At 72.6% G+C, this 16306-nt stretch carries 19 protein-coding genes; 10 read left to right on the top strand and 9 right to left on the bottom strand.

The genetic code is table 11. The features are described 5' to 3' along the window. The first annotated feature begins 33 nt into the window (after nucleotides 1-33). The gene (locus ISU07_RS02410) at nucleotides 34-1347 is read left to right on the top strand and encodes an MFS transporter (RefSeq protein ID WP_194705141.1); all 1314 of its coding nucleotides are present in this window, start codon (nucleotides 34-36) and stop codon (nucleotides 1345-1347) included. On the opposite strand, the gene ISU07_RS02405 is transcribed toward ISU07_RS02410, so the two are convergent. Further along, nucleotides 1340-2209 carry a serine/threonine-protein kinase gene (locus ISU07_RS02405; RefSeq protein WP_194705140.1) on the bottom strand — a complete coding sequence of 290 codons (870 nt, stop codon included), beginning with the start codon at nucleotides 2207-2209 and terminating at the stop codon, nucleotides 1340-1342. The genes ISU07_RS02410 and ISU07_RS02405 overlap by 8 nt on opposite strands. Nucleotides 2210-2409: 200 nt before the next feature. Here ISU07_RS02405 and rpsF point away from each other — a divergent pair, with 200 nt between their 5' ends. From rpsF to ISU07_RS02380, 5 genes are all read left to right on the top strand, one after another. Next, nucleotides 2410-2700 (top strand): 30S ribosomal protein S6, encoded by a 291-nt coding sequence (gene rpsF, locus ISU07_RS02400; RefSeq protein WP_194705139.1) that lies wholly within the window; start codon nucleotides 2410-2412, stop codon nucleotides 2698-2700. An 85-nt stretch (nucleotides 2701-2785) separates the two neighbouring features. After that, entirely contained in the window at nucleotides 2786-3355 is a 570-nt protein-coding gene (locus tag ISU07_RS02395) for a single-stranded DNA-binding protein (protein WP_194705138.1), read from the top strand. Between the two features lie 70 nt (nucleotides 3356-3425). Continuing rightward, nucleotides 3426-3662: a 30S ribosomal protein S18 gene (rpsR, locus tag ISU07_RS02390; RefSeq protein ID WP_194705137.1), complete on the top strand. Its 237-nt coding sequence runs from the start codon at nucleotides 3426-3428 to the stop codon at nucleotides 3660-3662. A gap of 14 nt (nucleotides 3663-3676) precedes the next feature. Further along, nucleotides 3677-4123: a 50S ribosomal protein L9 gene (rplI, locus tag ISU07_RS02385; RefSeq protein WP_194705136.1), complete on the top strand. Its 447-nt coding sequence runs from the start codon at nucleotides 3677-3679 to the stop codon at nucleotides 4121-4123. 274 nt (nucleotides 4124-4397) lie between these two features. Continuing rightward, on the top strand, nucleotides 4398-4730 hold the full coding sequence (locus ISU07_RS02380) for a hypothetical protein (RefSeq protein ID WP_194705135.1): 333 nt from the start codon (nucleotides 4398-4400) through the stop codon (nucleotides 4728-4730). Nucleotides 4731-4747: 17 nt separating this feature from the next. Here the strand turns inward: ISU07_RS02380 and ISU07_RS02375 are convergent, their stop codons facing one another. Then, nucleotides 4748-6127: an MATE family efflux transporter gene (locus ISU07_RS02375; protein WP_323742377.1), complete on the bottom strand. Its 1380-nt coding sequence runs from the start codon at nucleotides 6125-6127 to the stop codon at nucleotides 4748-4750. A gap of 493 nt (nucleotides 6128-6620) precedes the next feature. Between ISU07_RS02375 and dnaB the strand changes: the two genes are divergently transcribed. From dnaB to ISU07_RS02360, 3 genes are all read left to right on the top strand, one after another. Then, nucleotides 6621-8045: a replicative DNA helicase gene (gene dnaB, locus ISU07_RS02370; protein WP_194705134.1), complete on the top strand. Its 1425-nt coding sequence runs from the start codon at nucleotides 6621-6623 to the stop codon at nucleotides 8043-8045. Nucleotides 8046-8191: 146 nt separating this feature from the next. Beyond that, on the top strand, nucleotides 8192-8356 hold the full coding sequence (locus ISU07_RS02365) for a hypothetical protein (protein ID WP_194705133.1): 165 nt from the start codon (nucleotides 8192-8194) through the stop codon (nucleotides 8354-8356). A gap of 17 nt (nucleotides 8357-8373) precedes the next feature. Beyond that, a complete protein-coding gene (locus tag ISU07_RS02360) occupies nucleotides 8374-9813 on the top strand; it encodes an aminotransferase class I/II-fold pyridoxal phosphate-dependent enzyme (protein ID WP_194705132.1) in 1440 nt (479 codons plus the stop codon). Here ISU07_RS02360 and ISU07_RS02355 read toward each other — a convergent pair. Genes ISU07_RS02355 through ISU07_RS02345 form a run of 3 tightly spaced genes read right to left on the bottom strand, consistent with a single transcriptional unit; the run spans nucleotide 9785 to nucleotide 11821 of the window. Then, the gene (locus ISU07_RS02355; RefSeq protein ID WP_194705131.1) at nucleotides 9785-10657 is read right to left on the bottom strand and encodes a carbohydrate kinase family protein; all 873 of its coding nucleotides are present in this window, start codon (nucleotides 10655-10657) and stop codon (nucleotides 9785-9787) included. The two genes, ISU07_RS02360 and ISU07_RS02355, sit on opposite strands and share 29 nt — an antisense overlap. Before the next feature lie 10 nt (nucleotides 10658-10667). Next, nucleotides 10668-11420 (bottom strand): class I SAM-dependent methyltransferase, encoded by a 753-nt coding sequence (locus tag ISU07_RS02350; RefSeq protein ID WP_194705130.1) that lies wholly within the window; start codon nucleotides 11418-11420, stop codon nucleotides 10668-10670. Then, the gene (locus ISU07_RS02345; RefSeq protein WP_194705129.1) at nucleotides 11417-11821 is read right to left on the bottom strand and encodes a VOC family protein; all 405 of its coding nucleotides are present in this window, start codon (nucleotides 11819-11821) and stop codon (nucleotides 11417-11419) included. Before ISU07_RS02345 ends, ISU07_RS02350 begins: the two co-directional genes overlap by 4 nt. Before the next feature lie 48 nt (nucleotides 11822-11869). Between ISU07_RS02345 and ISU07_RS02340 the strand changes: the two genes are divergently transcribed. Then, nucleotides 11870-12697, top strand: coding sequence for an SMP-30/gluconolactonase/LRE family protein (locus tag ISU07_RS02340; protein WP_194705128.1), 828 nt, complete (start codon nucleotides 11870-11872; stop codon nucleotides 12695-12697). A 65-nt stretch (nucleotides 12698-12762) separates the two neighbouring features. Here the strand turns inward: ISU07_RS02340 and ISU07_RS02335 are convergent, their stop codons facing one another. From ISU07_RS02335 to ISU07_RS02320, 4 genes are read right to left on the bottom strand one after another with little or no spacing between them, the layout of a single operon-like run. Further along, nucleotides 12763-13902 (bottom strand): DNA glycosylase AlkZ-like family protein, encoded by a 1140-nt coding sequence (locus ISU07_RS02335; protein WP_323742376.1) that lies wholly within the window; start codon nucleotides 13900-13902, stop codon nucleotides 12763-12765. Between the two features lie 22 nt (nucleotides 13903-13924). Continuing rightward, nucleotides 13925-14533, bottom strand: coding sequence for an FMN reductase (locus tag ISU07_RS02330; RefSeq protein ID WP_194705127.1), 609 nt, complete (start codon nucleotides 14531-14533; stop codon nucleotides 13925-13927). Then, nucleotides 14526-15614 (bottom strand): LLM class flavin-dependent oxidoreductase, encoded by a 1089-nt coding sequence (locus ISU07_RS02325; protein WP_194705697.1) that lies wholly within the window; start codon nucleotides 15612-15614, stop codon nucleotides 14526-14528. Before ISU07_RS02325 ends, ISU07_RS02330 begins: the two co-directional genes overlap by 8 nt. Nucleotides 15615-15647: 33 nt before the next feature. Beyond that, nucleotides 15648-16295: a class I SAM-dependent methyltransferase gene (locus ISU07_RS02320; RefSeq protein WP_194705126.1), complete on the bottom strand. Its 648-nt coding sequence runs from the start codon at nucleotides 16293-16295 to the stop codon at nucleotides 15648-15650. Nucleotides 16296-16306 lie beyond the last annotated feature (11 nt).

Genomic DNA, 16306 nt, shown 5'->3' with positions numbered 1-16306 from the left:
GAGGTGTCGGTGGGCAGTGGAACCATCGACCCGATGGCCGACACCGCTCCGCGCACCACCCTCGCGTCGTTCTGGGCGCAGCTGCCCCGCGAGGGCCGCTGGCTGCTGTCGACGGTCGCGATCCAGCTCTTCGGCCGGGGCATGACCCTCCCGTTCACGGTGATCTACCTCCACGAGGTGCGCGGCATCGGCCTGGACGTCGCGGGCGCGCTGATGGCGTGGATCTTCGCCGTCGGCGTGATCGTGACGGGCCCCGGTGGCGCGGCCGTGGACAAGTACGGCGCCCGCCTGGTCACCCTCGTCGCCTGCGTCGTGCACATGACCGGCGTCGGCATCCTGGCCTTCGCCGAGTCGCTGCCGGCCGCGATCGTGGCGACCACCCTGATGGGCGTCTCGGGCGTCACCTGGCCGGCGTTCAACGCGATGGTGGCCGCGATCGTGCAGGGCCCGCTCCGCCAGCAGTACTTCGGCGTGAACTTCGCGCTGGTCAACCTGGGCATCGGCCTCGGCGGGATCGTCAGCGGGCTCTACGTCGACGTCCACGTCCCGCGGACGTTCACGACCATCTACCTGGTCGACGCCGCGTCGCTGCTGATCCCGGTCGCGCTGCTGCTCGGTCCGCTGCGCCACGTGCACGCGCGGGCGGACAAGCCCGACGGCGCCGACGACGTCCCCGCGTCGTACCTGCGCATCGCCCGCCAACCGGCCATGGCCTGGCTGCTGGCGCTGACGTTCATCGGCACGTTCGTGGGCTACGGCCAGATGGAGGCCGGCTTCCCGGCGTTCGCGCGCGAGGCCTCCGAGGTCAGCACCCGCACCATCGGCTGGGCGTTCGCCGCCAACACCGCGGTCATCGTGCTGGCGCAGTTCCTGGTGCTCCGGCGCATCCAGGGCCACCGGCGCACCCGCGTGCTGGTGCTGATGAGCCTGATCTGGGCGCTGGCCTGGACGGTGCTCGGGCTGACCGGGATCGTGGCCGGCACGCTGACGGCGGCGTTCGGCGTGGTGCTCTACCACGTGTTCTTCGGGCTGGGGGAGACGCTGCTGCAGCCGACCATCCCCGCGATCACCAACGACCTGGCGCCCGACCACCTGCGCGGGCGCTACAACGCGCTGTCGTCGGGGTTCTTCCAGGTCGGTGGGATCCTCGGCCCGGTCGTGGCCGGGTTCCTGCTGCGGCACGACCAGCCGACGCTGTTCATCGCGCTGGTGGTCGCCGGGTGCCTGTCGATGGTGGCCCTGGCTCGCGGCCTCGAGGGACGCATCCCGGCGTCGGCCAACGGCGTCGAGGGCGACGAGGTGCCCGCGGTGGCCGACCGGCCGCACCCGGCCGCCGACGTCATCTGACGAGCAGCCAGCCGAGGAGTCCGCCCACGGCGGCGGCGCCGGCGAAGCAGCCCGCGACGAGGGCGAGGTACGACGGCAGGAGCCGCTCCGGCGGCCGTGGGCGCTCGAGGACGTCGGTCACCTCGGGCCAGGCCGCGTCCCGCGGGACGCCGAGGTCGCGGAGCGTGGCCAGGGCGTCGGCCGCGGAGGGCGGGCGGCACGCCGGGTCGGGGTCGGTGAGGCGGGCCAGCAGCGGACCGAGCGGGCCGGTGACGGGTGCCTCGTCCGGTGAACCGGTCAGCAGCTGGCGGGCGACCACGCCGGCGGCGTACAGGTCCTGGCGCGGGTCCGGCGGGGCGCCGTCCGCCTGCTCGGGCGCCATGTAGCCGCCGGTGCCCACGCCGCCGGGCACGCGGGTCAGCCGCTCGTCGCCCACCACCGCCGCGACGCCGAAGTCGCTCACCCGCACCCACGGCCGGCCGGTGCCGGTGGGCTCGAGCAGCAGGTTGCCCGGCTTGAGGTCGCGGTGGACGACGCCGCGGGCGTGCACGGCGACCAGGGCCTCGAGGGTCTGCTCGAGCACGACGCGCACGAACGCGTCGGGCAGCGGCCCGTGCCGCCGCAGCAGCTGCTCGACCGAGCCGCCGCGCACCAGGTCCATGGTGAAGCCGCCCGGGACGAGTCCCGTGGGCTGCACGACGTGGCGGTGCCGCACCCGCAGGTCCTGCTCGCGGACGAACCGCCGCAGCGACCCCGCGTCGTACCGGTCGAGCAGCTTGACCGCGATCCACCGCCGGTCCTCGCGGTCCCACGCGCGCCACACGGTCCCCATGCCGCCGGCGCCGATCCGGTCGGCGAGGAGGAAGCGGTCGGGCTCAGCCATGACCGGTGGGACGCTAGTCCCGATCCGCGCTTCGCGCCGCGGTCCTGGGCCCCGCCTGTGGATCGTCTCGGAATTCGGAGGCTGGGCGCGCCGCTGATAGATTCGACCGGTTGCCCGGACCGCGTGGTCCTGGGCCGACGCACAGCCCTCCTGCCACGGAGAGACCGTGGCCGATGAGTCCAGAGGAGGTGGAGACCGCTATGCGTGCCTATGAAGTGATGGTCATCCTCGACCCGAGTCTCGAAGAGCGCACGGTGGAGCCGTCGCTCGACAAGTACCTGAACGTGGTCCGCAAGGACGGCGGCTCGGTCGAGTCCGTCGACGTGTGGGGCCGCCGCCGGCTGGCCTACGAGATCAAGAAGCAGGCCGAGGGCATCTACGCCGTCGTCTCGCTGACCGCCGAGCCCGCCACCGTCAAGGAGCTCGACCGCCAGCTCGGTCTCAACGAGTCCGTGCTGCGCACCAAGGTGCTCCGTCCCGACGCTCACTGATCTGTGGATGGCCGCTACCGCATGTCGGTACGGCACGCCACGATGAGGCCGAAACTCGCGACGTACACACTCAAGGAGACGTGACATGGCAGGCGAGACCGTCATCACCGTCGTCGGCAACCTGGTCGACGACCCCGAGCTGCGCTTCACCCCGTCCGGGGCGGCCGTGGCCAACTTCCGGATCGCCTCGACGCCGCGCGCCTTCGACCGGCAGACCAACGAGTGGAAGGACGGCGACGCGCTGTTCCTGTCCTGCTCGGTCTGGCGCCAGGCCGCGGAGAACGTCGCCGAGTCCCTCCAGAAGGGCATGCGCGTCGTCGTGCAGGGCCGGCTCAAGCAGCGTCAGTACGAAACCCGCGAGGGCGAGAAGCGCACCGTCGTCGAGCTCGACGTCGACGAGGTGGGCCCGAGCCTGAGGTACGCCACCGCCAAGGTCACTCGCACCACCCGTCAGGGCGGCGGGGGCGGCTACTCCGGTGGTGGCGGCGGCCAGTCTGACGACCCGTGGGCCACTCCGGCTCCCCAGTCGGGAGGCTCGGGCGGAGGCCAGGGCTACCAGGGCGGCGGCCAGCACCAGGGCGGCGGGGGTCAGTCCGCCCCGGCCAACGACCCGTGGGCCGCTCCCGGCGTCAGCAACGACGAACCGCCCTTCTGACCACTGAACACACCCACCAACCCAGCCAGCATTCCGGCGTGAGCCGGGCTCTACGAAAGGGAGCACCACAATGCCCAAGGCAGTCATGCGCAAGCCGAAGAAGAAGGTTTGCCAGTTCTGCAAGGAGAAGGCGACCGGTGTCGACTACAAGGACACCACCCTGCTCCGCAAGTTCATCTCCGACCGCGGCAAGATCCGCGCCCGTCGCGTGACCGGCAACTGCGTCCAGCACCAGAGGGACGTGGCGATCGCCGTCAAGAACGCTCGCGAGGTCGCCCTGCTGCCCTACACGTCCACCGGACGCTGAGCGGAGGCACGGACATGAAGCTCATCCTGACCCAGGAGATCGACGGTCTCGGCGCCCCCGGCGACGTGGTCGAGGTCAAGGACGGCTACGGCCGCAACTACCTCGTGCCCCGTGGCCTGGCCATGCGCTGGACCCGTGGCGGCGAGAAGACCGTGGAGTCCATCAAGTCCGCCCGTGCCTCGCGCGCGGTGCGCGACCAGGACCACGCCGAGCAGATCAAGACCAAGCTCGAGGCCAACCCCGTCCCCGTCCAGGTGCGCGCCGGCTCCGGCGGCCGCCTGTTCGGTGCGGTGACCACCGCGGAGATCGCCGGCGCCCTCGCCGACGCCTCCGGCGAGCAGGTCGACAAGCGCACGATCGTGGTCAAGCAGCCCATCAAGACCCTGGGCTCGCACGAGGTGTCGATCAAGCTGCACGACGACGTCTCCGCCGTCGTGGCGCTGAACGTCATCCCCGCCTGACCGCCCGACTCACCCCCTCGGCCCCGGCCCGGACTCGTTCCGGCCGGGGCCGAGGTGCGTCCTGGGGTGTGCCGGTAATCGTGCGATCGCGCCGAAATGGCAGGTTCGGGGGCCGGAAACCTGCAGTACGGGCGCGATCGCAGCGAAACCGGCACCCGACCGGATGCCCGATGCCGGCGACTGCCGGCGAACGACGGCCGGCACCGGTACGTCGTCGGGCCGCGCTCGTCAGACCGGCAGCACCGGCCGGACCCAGCGGGAGCATGATGGGACCGTGCTCGCCCCACGCGTCCGGGACCTGGTGGCCGCGGTGGCCGCCGCCCTGCCGGACGGCGGCGCCGAGCTGCGCGCGCAGCTGGTGGCCGCGACGGTCGCCGACGGCGGGGCCACCCATCTCGATGTCACGGTGCCGGACGAGTCGCCCCGGCTGGAGCACCCCGACGGTCCGCTCCCGACGGTCGCCACGGTCGTCGACGACGCCGGCGAGCTGGTCGGCGAGGTGCAGGTCTGGGTGCGCGACGGGCTGATGGTCGGGGTCGAGCAGACCTGGTACGGCGACACGCCGCCGACCGGCTGGCCGGACCTGGCGCACGTCCGGGTCGGCTGACCCCTCTCCCGGCGGGCCTACGGGCGACCCGTCCGCAACCAGGCGTCTCCGCGGGCCCGGAGCACCAGCACCACGAACCGCGCGCCCATCAGCACCGCCGCCAGCGCCACCCACACCAGCACGACGCCGCCGTCGAGCGCGCCGACGGCCAGCACCACGGGCGCGTACACGGCGAGGACCGCCAGCCCGGCCCAGGCCAGGTACGTGCCGTCGCCCGCGCCGATGAGCACGCCGTCCAGCACGAACACCACGCCGGCGAGCGGCTGTCCCGACGCGACCACCAGCAGGACCGGCACGAGCAGGTCGTGCACCCGGTCGTCACCGGAGAAGAGCGGCCCGAGCAACGGGCTCGTCGCGGCCAGCAGGGCGCCGCTGACCACGCCGCCGTACGCACCCCACCGCACCATCCGGCCGGTCACGGCGCGGGTGCCCTCGCGGTCGCCGGCGCCGAGGTACCGGCCGGTGATCGCCTGCGCCGCGATCGCGATCGCGTCCAGCGCGAAGGCCAGGAAGCTCCAGATGGTGAAGGCCAGCTGGTGGGTGGCCACCGAGACCGACTGGTCGCCGTGGGCACCGAGGACGACGGCGTACGTCGTCAGCAGCAGCGCCGCGCGCAGGGTCACCGTCCGGATCACCAGCGCGACTCCGCTGCGGGCGGCGGCCCGGATCCCCGCCAGGTCGGGGCTCAGGGGCGCGCCCTCGGCGCGCGCGCCGCGGACGACCACCGCCACCAGGACGGCGGCGCTCGCCAGCTGCGCGAGGACCGAGCCGAGGGCCGACCCGGCGATCCCCATCCCGTCGAACGAGCCGACCCCGTAGACCAGCAGCAGGTTCAGCACGATGTTGAGCGCGTTGCCGCCGACGGCCACGACCAAGGGGGTGCGGGTGTCCTGGAGGCCACGCAGCACCCCGGTGGTCGCCAGCATGACCAGCAGCGGCGTGGTGCCGAGGAAGGCGATGCGCAGGTACGTCGTGGCGGGCTCGGCCACCGCGGCGTCGGCCCCCAGTAGCCCGACGAGCGGGCCGGTGGCGGCCACCCCGACCAGGGTGACCAGGACCCCGAGGACCACCGCGAGCCACACCCCGTCGATGCCCTGCGCGAGGGCGGCCCGTCGGTCGCCGGCGCCGAGCAGCCGCGCCACGCTCGCCGTGGTGCCGTACGCCAGGAACACGCAGATGCCGACCACCGTCTGCAGCACGGCCGCGGCCACGCCCAGACCGGCCAGCGGCTCGGTGCCGAGGTGGCCGACGATGGCGGCGTCGGCGAGCAGGAACAGCGGTTCGGCGACCAGCGCCAGGAACGCCGGCAGGGCCAGCCGCCAGATCTCCCGGTCGAGGGCCCGGCCCACCGCTCGGCCCACCGCTCGGCCGTCTGCTCCGTGCGGTGGGTCAGCCACGATGAGGCAGCCTAGGGAGGAGCGTCGAACGGCCCGGAGTCAACCCCAGGTGGTTATACACAGATGGGTGGTATTTCGGGACCCGAACGGACGAAAGTCGACAAGTCGCGACGGAAATCCCAGATGGCGGGAGAGTGAACGGACGTTCAACCCGGGAATTTCCCGTGCACAGCCGTGGATGGACGTTTGCGCAGGTCAGCGGCTTGCGAGAGCTGATCCCGGGCGTGTCGTGCACAGCGACACCCCCAGGCGGTGCACAAGGGCGCGGCGGGTCCTCCACGACCCGGTGAGCGTTCTCCCCAGGGTGGCTCCGAGCCTGTGGATAACGTGCTTCCCGGACGGTCCGCGGACGACGTACGGTCCTCCTCACCACGGGCGCGAGACGGGACACGCCACGGGTGTCGGCACCGATGTCGGTGGTCCCTCCTAGCGTCACTCCTGTCACACCCGTCGCACCCCCGCAGCCGCCCTCGTCCGCCGTCCGGAGGCATCGTTGAGCATCACCGAACCCGACCAGCGCGGGCCCTCGGACTTCAACGACGCCTACGGCGAGTGGGGTGACGGTCCTGCGACCTACGAGCCCGGCGAGCGCCCGTCCCGCCCCGGCGACCGGACGCCGCCGCAGGACAACGCGGCCGAGCAGAGCGTGCTCGGGGCGATGCTGCTGTCGAAGGACGCCATCGCCGACGTCGCCGACCTGGTGCGCGGCATCGACTTCTACCGGCCGGCCCACGAGGTCATCCACGACGCGATCATCGACCTCTACGGCCGTGGCGAGCCGGCCGACCCGGTCACCGTCGCCGCCGAGCTGGGGCGCCGTGGCGAGCTGGTGCGGGTCGGTGGCGCGCCGTACCTCCACACCCTGTCCGCCAACGTCCCGATCGCCGCCAACGCCGGCTACTACGCCGAGATCGTGCGCGAGAAGGCCATCTTGCGCCGCCTGGTCGACGCGGGCACCAAGATCGTCCAGCTGGGCTATGCGGGCGCGGGCCAGGTCGACGACGTGGTCGACACCGCGCAGGAGACGATCTACAAGATCACCGACCGGCGCACGTCGGAGGACTACGCCCCGCTGTCGGACATCATGGACGGCGTCCTCGACGAGATCGAGGCGATCGGCAACCGCGAGGCGGGGCTCTACGGCGTGCCCACCGGGTTCGCCGACCTCGACGACCTGACCAACGGTCTGCATGCCGGCCAGATGATCATCGTGGCGGCGCGGCCGGCGATGGGTAAGTCCACCCTGGCGCTCGACCTGTGCCGCGCGGCCTCGATCCACAACAACATGACCAGCTGCTTCTTCAGCCTGGAGATGACGCGCTCGGAGATCACCATGCGCCTGCTGTCGGCCGAGGCGCGGGTGCCGCTCAACCACATCCGCAACGGGCAGATGAACGACGACGACTGGTCGCGGATGGCGCGCAAGATGGCCGAGGTGTCCTCGGCGCCGATGTTCATCGACGACTCGCCCAACATGACGATGATGGAGATCCGGGCCAAGGCGCGCCGGCTCAAGCAGCGCCACGACCTGCGGCTGGTGGTCATCGACTACATGCAGCTGATGAGCTCGGGCAAGAAGGTCGAGTCCCGCCAGCTCGAGGTGTCGGAGTTCTCCCGCCAGATCAAGCTGCTGGCCAAGGAGCTCGAGGTCCCGATCATCGCGCTCTCCCAGCTCAACCGTGGCCCCGAGCAGCGCGGCGACAAGCGCCCGATGATGAGCGACCTGCGCGAGTCGGGTTCCCTCGAGCAGGACGCCGACATGGTGATCCTGCTGCACCGCGAGGACGTCTACGAGAAGGAGTCCGCCCGCCCCGGCGAGGCCGACCTCATCGTGGCCAAGCACCGCAACGGCCCCACGCGCGACATCACCGTGGCCTTCCAGGGCCACTACTCCCGCTTCGTCGACATGGCCCACTGATCCGGCTCTCGGTAGTCCCGCGTCCGGGCTCCGTGGCGCGAGCCGCCACGTCCGGTACGCCGGGCACCGGGCCGCCGCGAAAGCGGCGCGGCACGAAGTGCGCGAGGAGTCCACGCTGACCGTCGTGTGAGCGCTACGCTCCCGACGTGGATCCCGTGCTGCTGTACATCTTCGGCGGTGCGCTCGCGCTCTTCGCGATCTACTTCCTGTTCCTGCGTGACTCCACGATGTGGGGCTTCCTGTGCATCCTCGGCCTGGTCGTGGTGGGGATCCTCTACTTCTACCCCGACATCGTCGACCGCACCTTCTAGCCGCTTCCAGCCGCGTCATGCCGACCGACCCGCGCGGGCTGCGCGGCGAGGCGCCGCTGCTGGACGCGTGGCTGCGGTTCCACGAGGAGCGGCCGACGCCGTTCACCATCCCCGGCCACAAGCAGCGCCACGACCTGGTCGGCGACGTCGTGGCAGGAGACGTCCCGCTGTACGCCGGGCTCGACACCATGAAGCTGGGCGCCGGCGTGCTCGCCGACGCCGAGGCCAGGGCCGCGCGGCTGTGGGGCGCGGACCACTGCAGGTTCTCGGTCGGCGGCGCCACGCACGCCAACCAGGCGGTCGCGCTGGCCCTGGGGACGGACGGCGACGAGGTCGTGGTCAGCCGTACCCTGCACCGCTCGATGCTGGTCGGCCTCGTGCTGGCCGGGCTGACGCCCGTCTGGGTACGCCCGGACCTCGACGCGGCCACCGGCCTGCCGCTCGGCGTGCCGCCGGCCGCCGTCACCCGTGCCCTGGGCGAGCACCCGGCCGCGCGGGCGGTGCTGGTCGGCGACCCGTCGTACGTCGGCACGGTCGGCGACGTCGCGGGACTCGCCGCCGCGGCGCACGCCCACGACGTCCCGCTGGTCGTCGACGCGGCGTGGGCCGCCCACTTCGGCTTCCACCCCGACCTGCCGCCCCACCCGCTCCAGCTCGGGGCGGACGCGATGGTGGTCAGCGCCCACAAGGCGCTGCCCGCATGGAGCCAGGCCGCCCTCGTGCTGGCCGGGTCCACGCGGATCGACCGGGCGCGGCTGGACGCCGCGGTCGACGCCGGCGCCACCACCAGCCCGGCCGGTGCGATCCTGGCCAGCACCGACGCGGCCCGAGCCCTGCTGGAGCGCGACGGCGCGGAGCTGCTCGGGGAGGCGATCGCTGCCGTCTCCGCTGCCCGGAACCGGCTGGCCGACGTCGACGGGCTGGTCGTCCTCGACGGCGCCGGCGTGGACCCCCTGAAGCTCACCCTCCTGCTCCCGGGCACCGGCGCCGACGGCATCGCGGTGGAGGACGACCTGCTCGCCGCGGGGCTGCCGCTCGAGGCCGCCGAGCGCGACACCCTCGTCGCCCAGGTCTCCCTGGCCGACACCGACGGCACGCTGCGCCGGCTCACCGACGTCCTGACGAGCTCCGTCGAGACCCACCGCGGCCCACCTCGCGCCGTCGTGACGGGAGCGGCGTACGCCGTCGAGCCGGTGACCGCGATGTCCCCGCGCGCCGCGTTCTTCGCGGCCGCCGAGCGTGTGCCGCTGGACCGTGCCGTCGGCCGGGTCAGCGCGGAGCTGGTCGCGCCGTACCCGCCCGGCATCCCGGTCCTCGCCCCTGGCGAGGAGGTGACCCGCGACGTGCTGGCCGCGCTCGCGGAGGCCCGCGCCGCAGGGGTGCGGATCGCCTATGCCGCCGACCCCCGGCTCGACACCCTGAGGGTCATCAGGACGGACGCGCCCCGACGAGGGTGACGGCGCGGGCCGCCAGCCGGGTGCCCTGCGCCAACGCCTGACCGAGGTCCGGGCCGCGGGTGAGGCCCGCGATCAGCCCGGCCACGAACGCGTCGCCGGCCCCGGTCACGTCCACGACCTCGGCGGCGACGGCCGGGACCCGCACGACCTCCGTCCCGGACCTCGCCAGCGCTCCGTCGCCCCCGAGAGTGACCACCACCAGCTCGTGGTCCGCGGCCAGCGCCGTCGCCGCGCGCTCGGGGTCCGGATCACCGGCGAGCAGGGTGGCCTCGTCGCGACCGGCGACCAGCACCTCGACGCCGCGCACGAGGTCGCGGAACCGCTCCGCGCCGTACGCCGCGAGCATCGCCACCGAGCCGGGCGACACCCAGCGGCGTACCCGCGCACGGGCGGCCCGGTCGAGCAGGTCCCGCCACGTCGCGTCGTCGTCGCCGTCCATCACCGCGTGCCCGGTCAGATACAGGTGCTCGGTGCCGGCCAGCGCGACGTCGTCGACGTCCGCGCCGCCCAGGTCGAGGTTCGCGCCCCGGCTGGTGAGCATGGTGCGCGTCGAGCCGTCGGAGATGACCACGATCGAGCCGGTCGGACGCGGTCCACCCGTCACCGCGACGCGCAGGCGCGGCTGCGCGAGCAGGTCGGCCTGGTGGTCCAGGTCGTCTCGACCCACGTGCCCGACGAAGGTGACCTCGACATCCTGGGAGGCCAGCCAGCAGGCGGTGTTGGCGGCCGAGCCGCCCGGGCGACGCTCGATCTCGCTCGGGGTGTCGGTGTCCACCGCGATCGGGCCGAGCGGGCGGGCGATGACGTCGTCCATCACGTCCCCCACCACCAGCACCCGCGGCACGGCGGCCAACCTAGGACATCAGCCGGTAGACCGAGACGTGCGACGGCGAGTCGGCGGTGAACGGCGAGCGGTCCCAGCCGGCGTACCGGTCCTCCAGCGCGAACCCGGCGATCCGGGCCATCAGGTCCAGCTCGGCCGGCCAGACGTACCGGTGCGGGCTGCGGCCGATCCGGGCCTCACGGCCGCCCGACTCGTCGTAGGTGACGTGGTGCGAGACCACGTGCTGGCGCAGGGTGTCGTAGGTGTCCACGAGGAGGTAGCCGGGCTCGTGCACCCCGACCGTCGCCGGCACGCCGGGCGGCAGGCGCCGCAGCTCGGGCACCCACAGCTCGACGACGAAACGCCCTCCAGGTGCCAGGTGCCGGGCGGCGTTCTGGAAGCAGGCGACCTGCTCGTCCTGCGTGAGCAGGTTCGAGATGGTGTTGAAGACGAGGTAGACGAGGCCGAACTCGCCCTCCGCGCGGGTGGTCGCCATGTCGCCCATGACGACGGGGATCTGCTGCTCGGTGACCTTCTCGCGCAGCTTCGCCACCATCGGCGCGGACAGCTCGATGCCGGTGACCTCGACGCCGCGCTCGCTGAGGGGTACGGCGACGCGGCCGGTGCCGATGGCCAGCTCGAGCACCCGGCCGCCCTCGGCGAGGGTCTCGAGCAGCTCCGTGGTCGGGCCGAGCACCTCGGGCGCGAACATTCCGGTCCCCGGGGTGTCGTACCGGCCGGCGACGTCCGCGTCCCAGAGGAAGTCCTGCGGCAGGTGGGTCATGCGAGCTCCTGGAACAGCGTCAGGTGGACCTCGCCCGGCGCGTCGAACCGGGCGTTGAGCGAGTCCCACGGCGTGCGGGTCGGCGGAGCGACCGGTACGGCACCCCCGGCGGCGGCCTGCTCGCTCGCCGCCGCGCAGTCCTCGACCTCCAGCGCCACCCGGAAGTGCCCGGCCACCCGGTGCCCGACCTCGACGTCGTCGATCATCTCGACCTGGGCGGTGTTGGCGATCTCCAGCGTGGCCCGGCCGGCGTCGAGGATGGTGACCAGGGCGCCGCCGTCGCCGGCGTACGCCTCCTGCTCCGGCATCCCGAGCACGTCACGGAAGAACCGCAGCGCCCCCTCGTAGTCCTCGGCGTGCACGACCAAGCGGAGCTGTTTGACGGGTTGCTTGACGCTCATGCGTCCATCCTTCCGATGAGTCCGCGCCGCGGCACAAGTCATTTGGGCATGAGCGTGTGGATGGACGAGATCGTGTTCGGTGAGTCGCCGCGCTGGCACGACGGACGGCTGTGGTTCAGCGACTGGGGTGCCGGTCGCGTCTGGTCGGTCGCCGAGGGGGGCGAGCCGGTGTGCGAGGCAGAGGTCGAGTCGCTGATGTGCATCGACTTCCTGCCCGACGGCCGGCTCCTCGTCGTGTCGCCCGGCGCCGGGCTGCTGCGCCGCGAGCCGGACGGGTCGCTGGTGCAGCACGCCGACCTGTCCGCGGTCACGGCGACGGGGTGGAACGACATCGTCTGCGACGCGCACGGCCGGGCGTACGTGAACAGCATCGGCTTCGACTTCCCCGGCGGGGAGTTCCGGCCGGGGCTCGTGGCGCTCGTCTCCGCCGACGGTTCGGTGCGGACCGTCGCCGAAGGGCTGGCGTTCCCCAACGGCATGGCGATCTCACCGGACGGCTCGACCCTGGTCGTGGCGGAGTCCTACGGCGAGAAGCTCACGGCGTACCCGATCGCCGACGACGGCACCCTCGGCACCCCGCGCACCTGGGCGGAGACACCCGGCGACCACCCGGACGGCATCTGCTTCGACGCCTCCGGTGCCCTCTGGTACGCCGACGTCGGCAACGAGCACTGTGTCCGCGTCCGCGAGGGCGGCGAGGTGTTGGACACCGTCGACTCCGACCGCGGCGCGTTCGCCTGTGCGCTGACCCGTGAGGGCGACCCGCTCCTGCTCGTCGTCGGGCAGGAGTGGGGCCCCGACACCTGGGGCAGCGGCCGCCGTACGGGCCGGCTGGTCGCGTACGTCGCGCCCGAGCACGGCGACGGCCGTCCCTGACCACCGCTGGTCGAGGAAGGCGTGCAGCGCCTGTCACGAGACCCGGTGAGACGACAACCTTCGTCTCACCGGGTCTCGTGACGGGACTTCGTCCCTCCTCGACCGGCGATGAACACGACCTCCAGGCCGAGCCACGCCGCGAGGTCCTCGATCTCCGCGTCGACGGCGTCGCGCATCTCAGCCGTGAACGGCTCGTCCTCGTGGACGGCGTCGACACGGAGCACGCCCTCGTCGCGCTCGGCGGTGGCGTCGAGCTTGCCGACCAGCCGGTCGCCGTACAGGACCGGCAGCGCGTAGTAGCCCCAGATCCGCTGGGCCTTCGGCTTGTACATCTCCAGCACGTAGTCGAAGCCGAACAGCTGGTCGAGGCGCTTGCGGTCCATCACCAGCCGGTCGAACGGCGACAGCAGCGCGGCACGACCCTCGAAGTCGCCGAGCCCCTCGAGGTACGCCGGCTCCACCCGCCACGTCCCCTTCACTCCCTCGACCACGGCCGGCTCGCCGGCGTCGCGGACGTACGTCGGTTCGGCGCGGTCGGCGGGACCCTTCGGGCGCGCGACGCCCAGGGACAGCAGCCGGCGGCGGTCCCGCTCCGCGAGCGCCTCGTCGGGGTCGGGCAGCGGCTGGTCGTCGTACACGCGCTCGGCCAGGTCCCACAGCTTCTCCCGGCCGAGCGGGTCCGCGATCGCGACCTCGTCGCGCTGGAGCATGTACCAGAGCATCTGCTGGACGTTCTTGTTGTTCGTCCAGCCGCTCGAACCCCACGTGCGCTGGCAGGTGTCGGGCAGGGCGGTCGCCGGCAGCGGGCCCTCCGCGCGCAGCGTGGCCAGGATGTCCTGGCGGCACTCCTCATTGGCCGCGAACCAGCCGGCCACCTCGTGCACCCAGGGCTTGAGGTCTCCGCGGCCGGGCCAGTACGGCGCCTCGGCCCGGTGCAGCGGCAGGTCCTCGACCGGTCGGTAGAACCCGAGGTAGTGCACCAGCCGCTGGTCCTGGACCAGCGTCTCCAGCTCGCCGGGGTCGTAGGCCGCCCCCAGCCGTGACCAGCACAGCAGGTCGTAGCTGGTGGCGATCGGTGCCGTCGGCTCGGTCGGCAGCAACGTCAGGTGCCGGACCATGCCCATCAGGTCCGACGGCCGCTCGGCGGTCAGCAGCTGGGCGCGGAGCGCGATGCGACGCGCGTCCTGCTGGGTCAGCTCGTGCACGCGACCATCCTCGACCAGCGGACTACGGGTTCAGCAGGCGCTCCATGCGGGCGGCTTCCTCGTCGAACGCCGACCGCCGGACGCGCTGGCCGCACGAGGACAGCAGCCGCGCGAAGTCGGCACCCGCACGGTCGACACGGTCGTCGAGCGGCGGCTGGTCGGAGGTGACCCCGAAGTCCTCGGTGGCGGCGTACACGCCGGTGGGGGACACGACGGCGCGCAGGTACGAGAAGAGCGGACGCAGGGCGTGCTCGAGGACGAGTGAGTGCCGCTCGGTCCCGCCGGTCGCGCCGATGAGCACCGGCATGTCGGTGAGCGACTCCTCCGGCAGCACGTCGAAGAACGACTTGAACAGCCCGCCGTACGACGCGTTGAACGCCGGTGTCACCGCGATCAGCCCGTCCGCGGAGGCGACCGTCTCGTAGGCCTCCTCGAGCTCGGCGTTGGCGAACCCCAGGGTCATCGCGTCGGCGATCGACCGGGCCAGCGGGCGGAGCTCGACGATCCGGGTGTTCACCGACAACCCCAGCTGCGACAGGTGTGTCGCCGCCGACGCAGCGAGGCGGTCCGCGAGCAGTCGGGTCGAGGACGGCTCGCGCAGCCCTCCGCTGACGACGGTGAGCTCAGTCATCCTCGGTGTCCTTTCGGGATGCGGCCAGCAGGGAGTCGTGGGTGGGTGCGTCCGGTACGTCGGCGGGCCGGTCCTTCTCCATCTCGACCCGTAGCGTGGCGACGACCTCGCCCAGCAGGTCCAGCTGCTCGAGCACCGTCTTCAGCGGCAGCCCGGCGTGGTCGACGAGGAAGAGCTGGCGCTGGTAGTCGCCGACGTACTCCTTGAAGCCCAGCGTCTTCTCGACGACCTGCTGCGGCGACCCGACGGTGAGCGGCGTCTGTTCGCTGAACTCCTCGAGCGACGGGCCGTGGCCGTAGACGGGGGCCACGTCGAAGTACGGGCGGAACTCGTCGACCGCGTCCTGGCTGTTGCGGCGCATGAACACCTGGCCGCCCAGCCCGACGATGGCCTGCGCGGCGGTGCCGTGGCCGTAGTGCTCGAACCGGCGCCGGTAGAACTGCACCATCCGCTCGGTGTGCGAGGCCGGCCAGAAGATGTGGTTGGCGAAGAACCCGTCCCCGTGGAACGCCGCCAGCTCGGCGATCTCGGGGGTACGGATCGAGCCGTGCCAGACGAAGGGCGGTACGCCGTCCAGGGGCTGCGGCGCGAGGGTGAAGCCGTGCAGGGGCGTGCGGAACTGGCCCTCCCAGTCGACGACCTCCTCGCGCCAGAGCCGGCGCAGCAGGGCGTACTTCTCGACCGTCAGCGGCACGGCCTGGCGGATGTCCTCGCCGAACCACGGGTAGACGGGCCCGGTGTTGCCGCGGCCGAGCATGACGTCGACGCGGCCGCCGGAGAGGTGCTGGAGCACCGAGAAGTCCTCGGCGATCTTCACCGGGTCGTTGGTGGTGATCAGCGTCGTGGACGTCGAGAAGACCAGCCGGTTCGTGCGCGCGGCGAGGTACCCGAGCAGCGTGGTCGGCGAGGAGCACACGAACGGCGGGTTGTGGTGCTCGCCGGTCGCGAACACGTCGAGCCCGACCTCCTCGGCCTTCTCGGCGATCGCGACCGTCGCCATGATCCGCTCGTGCTCGGTCGGCGCGCGGCCCGTCGTCGGGTCGGGCGTGACGTCGCCGACGGTGAAGATCCCGAACTGCATGGCACTCACGATCGCCATCCTCCCAGGCGGGGCCTAGTCCGTGCGCCGCGCCAGGAGCGTCGAGTCGTCGATGGTCATCGTCCGGCCCTCGCGCTCCACCGTGCGCGGCCGTTGCTCGACGACGACGGGCTCGAAGCCGCCGGGCAGGGCGGGGACGAGGTCGGCGGCGAGGAACATCGCGCGCCGGTCGTCCTCCGAGTGGTGGCCCAGGTCCGAGGTCGGTGCGTGACCGACCACCAGCAGGTGCCCGCCCGGGGCGACCGCCGAGGCCAGCCGGCGCACGACGTCGGCCATGCCGTCGTCGCCCGGCGGGTGCAGGTAGTGAGTGGTCACCAGGTCGAACGTGCGTCCCGCAGGGTCGAACGAGCGCGCGTCGACCTGCCACCACGAGGTGAGGTCGGCGACGGCCTCCTGCTCGGCGTGGCGGGCCGCGCGGGCCAGTCCGTTGGCGGAGAAGTCCGCGCCGGTGACCTGCCAGCCCTGCCGGGCCAGCCAGATCACGTCGCCGCCCTCGCCGCAGCCGACGTCCAGCGCGGTGCCCGGCGTGAGCCCTGAGACCTCGGCGACCAGCTGCGGGTTGGGACGGCCGCTCCAGACCTGCTCGTCGCCGGCGTAGCGCTCCTCCCAACTCTGCGGCTCGAAGTAGTCCGGACCCTCGTCGTGCTGGTGGTCGTGGCTCACCCGCTCAGTCT

It is taken from the genome of Nocardioides islandensis, from assembly GCF_015352455.1.
GTDB lineage: Bacteria > Actinomycetota > Actinomycetes > Propionibacteriales > Nocardioidaceae > Nocardioides > Nocardioides islandensis.
Note: the sequence above shows the minus strand (reverse complement) of the source record. Positions and strands in the feature narration are given on the sequence as shown.

What these genes read in the sequence shown, in the direction of transcription:
- ISU07_RS02330 (WP_194705127.1), bottom strand. Translation starts at nt 14,533, where the DNA reads ATGACTGAGCTCACCGTCGTCAGCGGAGGGCTGCGCGAGCCGTCCTCG.
- rpsR (WP_194705137.1), top strand. Translation starts at nt 3,426, where the DNA reads ATGCCCAAGGCAGTCATGCGCAAGCCGAAGAAGAAGGTTTGCCAGTTC.
- ISU07_RS02350 (WP_194705130.1), bottom strand. Translation starts at nt 11,420, where the DNA reads ATGACCCACCTGCCGCAGGACTTCCTCTGGGACGCGGACGTCGCCGGC.
- ISU07_RS02340 (WP_194705128.1), top strand. Translation starts at nt 11,870, where the DNA reads ATGAGCGTGTGGATGGACGAGATCGTGTTCGGTGAGTCGCCGCGCTGG.
- ISU07_RS02405 (WP_194705140.1), bottom strand. Translation starts at nt 2,209, where the DNA reads ATGGCTGAGCCCGACCGCTTCCTCCTCGCCGACCGGATCGGCGCCGGC.
- rplI (WP_194705136.1), top strand. Translation starts at nt 3,677, where the DNA reads ATGAAGCTCATCCTGACCCAGGAGATCGACGGTCTCGGCGCCCCCGGC.
- ISU07_RS02395 (WP_194705138.1), top strand. Translation starts at nt 2,786, where the DNA reads ATGGCAGGCGAGACCGTCATCACCGTCGTCGGCAACCTGGTCGACGAC.
- ISU07_RS02325 (WP_194705697.1), bottom strand. Translation starts at nt 15,614, where the DNA reads ATGCAGTTCGGGATCTTCACCGTCGGCGACGTCACGCCCGACCCGACG.
- ISU07_RS02360 (WP_194705132.1), top strand. Translation starts at nt 8,374, where the DNA reads ATGCCGACCGACCCGCGCGGGCTGCGCGGCGAGGCGCCGCTGCTGGAC.
- ISU07_RS02345 (WP_194705129.1), bottom strand. Translation starts at nt 11,821, where the DNA reads ATGAGCGTCAAGCAACCCGTCAAACAGCTCCGCTTGGTCGTGCACGCC.
- ISU07_RS02410 (WP_194705141.1), top strand. Translation starts at nt 34, where the DNA reads ATGGCCGACACCGCTCCGCGCACCACCCTCGCGTCGTTCTGGGCGCAG.
- rpsF (WP_194705139.1), top strand. Translation starts at nt 2,410, where the DNA reads ATGCGTGCCTATGAAGTGATGGTCATCCTCGACCCGAGTCTCGAAGAG.